Origin of the sequence: Clostridium sp. CAG:221 (assembly GCA_000435835.1) — a bacterium.
Lineage (GTDB): Bacteria > Bacillota > Clostridia > Clostridiales > Clostridiaceae > Clostridium.
This window is the reverse complement of record FR883429.1, coordinates 1-2,390: the sequence shown is the minus strand read 5'-3', so window position 1 is coordinate 2,390 and position 2,390 is coordinate 1. Positions and strand designations below refer to the sequence as shown.

General features: G+C 32.9%; 4 protein-coding genes. All 4 read left to right on the top strand.

Annotation, left to right across the window (positions count from 1 at the left end; all coding sequences use genetic code 11):
- Nucleotides 1-284 (top strand): (2Fe-2S)-binding protein (locus Q5O44_RS14395; RefSeq protein WP_302638247.1); only part of this gene is annotated, 284 nt, incomplete at its 5' end.
- 14 nt (nucleotides 285-298) lie between these two features.
- Complete coding sequence (locus Q5O44_RS14390; RefSeq protein ID WP_022169150.1) at nucleotides 299-1,552, top strand: NAD(P)/FAD-dependent oxidoreductase; 1,254 nt, start codon at nucleotides 299-301, stop codon at nucleotides 1,550-1,552.
- A gap of 2 nt (nucleotides 1,553-1,554) precedes the next feature.
- A complete protein-coding gene (locus Q5O44_RS14385; protein WP_022169149.1) occupies nucleotides 1,555-1,914 on the top strand; it encodes a DUF1667 domain-containing protein in 360 nt (119 codons plus the stop codon).
- Nucleotides 1,915-2,097: 183 nt separating this feature from the next.
- Nucleotides 2,098-2,361 (top strand): hypothetical protein, encoded by a 264-nt coding sequence (locus Q5O44_RS14380; RefSeq protein WP_022169148.1) that lies wholly within the window; start codon nucleotides 2,098-2,100, stop codon nucleotides 2,359-2,361.
- The last annotated feature ends 29 nt before the right edge of the window (nucleotides 2,362-2,390 follow it).

Below are 2,390 nucleotides of genomic sequence, written 5' to 3'. Positions count from 1 at the left end.
AAGAAAAAGCAGAATTAATTAAAAAAGAGCCAAGCTATGGAAGAGTGATATGTAGATGTGAAGGTATTACAGAAGGTGAGATAGTCAGTGCCATAAAAAGATCCTTTGGTAAGATTTCTATAGATGGAGTAAAGAGAAGATGTCGCCCTGGTATGGGAAGATGTCAAGGAGGATTTTGTGGTCCTAGAGTTCAAGAGATAATAGCCAGAGAATTAAATATAAAAATGGAAGAGATAGTTCAAGAAAAAGAAAAATCAGTGATTTTATATGGAAGGACTAAATAGGAGGTATAGAAGATATGGAGTATGATTTAGTAGTAATAGGTGGAGGACCAGCAGGACTTGCCGCAGCATATTCAGCATATAGTGAAGGTATATCAAAGATATTGATAATAGAAAGAGACAAGGAGCTTGGTGGTATATTAAATCAATGCATTCATAATGGATTTGGTCTTCATACCTTTAAGGAAGAGCTTACAGGACCAGAGTATGCTGAAAGATTTATTAATATGGTTAAGGAAACCAATATAGAAGTGAAGCTAGATACAATGGCATTAGAAATAGGAAAAGATAAAACAGTATATGCTATTAATACTGTTGATGGATATATGGCCATAAAGGCAAAGGCAATTATTTTATCCATGGGATGTAGAGAGAGGACAAGAGGCGCCATTGGTATTCCAGGGGATAGGCCATCTGGTGTCCTTACAGCAGGAGCAGCTCAAAGGTATATAAACATGGAAGGTTATATGCCAGGAAAGGAAGTTGTTATCCTTGGATCTGGTGATATAGGACTTATTATGGCTAGAAGGATGTCATTAGAAGGGGCAAAGGTTAAGGCTGTTGTAGAACTTATGCCATATTCCAATGGATTAAATAGAAATATTGTACAATGCTTAAATGATTACCATATACCTCTATATTTATCACATACAGTGGTAGATATTGTTGGTAAGGACAGGCTTAGAAAAGTGGTTATCGCCAAAGTTGATGAGCAGAAAAAGCCAATTAAAGGTACAGAGATTGAATTTAAGGTGGATACATTATTATTGTCAGTTGGTCTTATTCCAGAAAATGAATTATCATCAAAAGCTGGTATAGAGCAAGATAAAAGAACCAATGGGTTAATGGTTAATGAGAGTATGGAAACATCAATGGAAGGAGTTTTTGCTTGTGGTAATGTATTACATGTCCATGATTTAGTGGATTTTGTTAGTGAAGAAGCTAAAAGAGCAGGAAGATGTGCTGCTAAGTATCTTAAGGGGCAGTTAAATAATGAAGCATATTTAAATATAAAAAATGGTCAAAATATAAACTATACAGTCCCTCAAAGATTAAATATAAAGGAAATTGAAGATACTCTTACTGTTTTTATGAGAGTAAACAATGTTTATCATGATAAAAAGATAGTTGTTAGGGAAGATGATAAAGTAATTGCCAGCTTTAAGAGAAAGCATTTAGCACCATCAGAAATGGAAAAAATACTTTTAAGTAAAGCACTATTAAAGGATGTTATAGGTGATTTAACAATATCATTAGAGGATGGTGAATAGTAGTGGAAAGAGAATTAATATGTATATCATGCCCTATGGGATGCCATTTGACAGTAAATGTAGATGAAAAGAAGGTTACAGGTAATAGTTGTAAAAGAGGAGAAATTTATGGTTTAAATGAGGTAATAAATCCTGTAAGAGTTATTACTTCTACAGTCAAAATAAAAGAAGCTAATTTGCCTGTGCTACCAGTTAAGACTAATGGGCCAATACCAAAGGGCTTAAATTTTGAAGCTATAAAGAAAATTAATAAAGTTACTGTGAAAGCGCCAGTGAAGGCTGGAGATGTCATAGTTGAAAATATATTAGGAACTGGTGTTGATGTAATAGCATCAAGAAGCATGGGGAGAATAAAAAATTAAAAATTAATAATTGAAAATGTATTAATTATGCAATATCAATTATTCATTAAAAAAGCCGATTGTATTTATTTTGATATAATCTGCTTTTATTTTTTAGGGATGCAAAAGAAAAGAAGAAGGTATTTACTATAATTATGTAATTATGTATAATTATAGTAGAAAGAGGGTGTTGAGAGGGATTTTATGAAAAAAGTTTGGAAAAAAGCGTGTTCTTTGGCTTTAACAGTAGCAGTATTAAGCAGTTATTCATTAACAGCAAATGCATTAGGTGAAGAAACAAAAAAATATGAAACAGAAAAATATTTAATTGAAAAAGTATCTAATCCAACTAGTGGTGAAGGAGAAGTTGATGGTATATTGACAGGGCAAGACCACGCTAGGGAACAAAGTTATTCTTGGTCAATGATTGAGTATGGAGATAGCATATATATTGGGACATGGTGTTAGTATAAAGTAGTGGACACATTAAATCGAAC

Bases quoted from the DNA above. Each gene is read 5' to 3' on its own strand.
- Q5O44_RS14390 (WP_022169150.1), top strand. From the start codon at position 299: ATGGAGTATGATTTAGTAGTAATAGGTGGAGGACCAGCAGGACTTGCC.
- Q5O44_RS14380 (WP_022169148.1), top strand. From the start codon at position 2,098: ATGAAAAAAGTTTGGAAAAAAGCGTGTTCTTTGGCTTTAACAGTAGCA.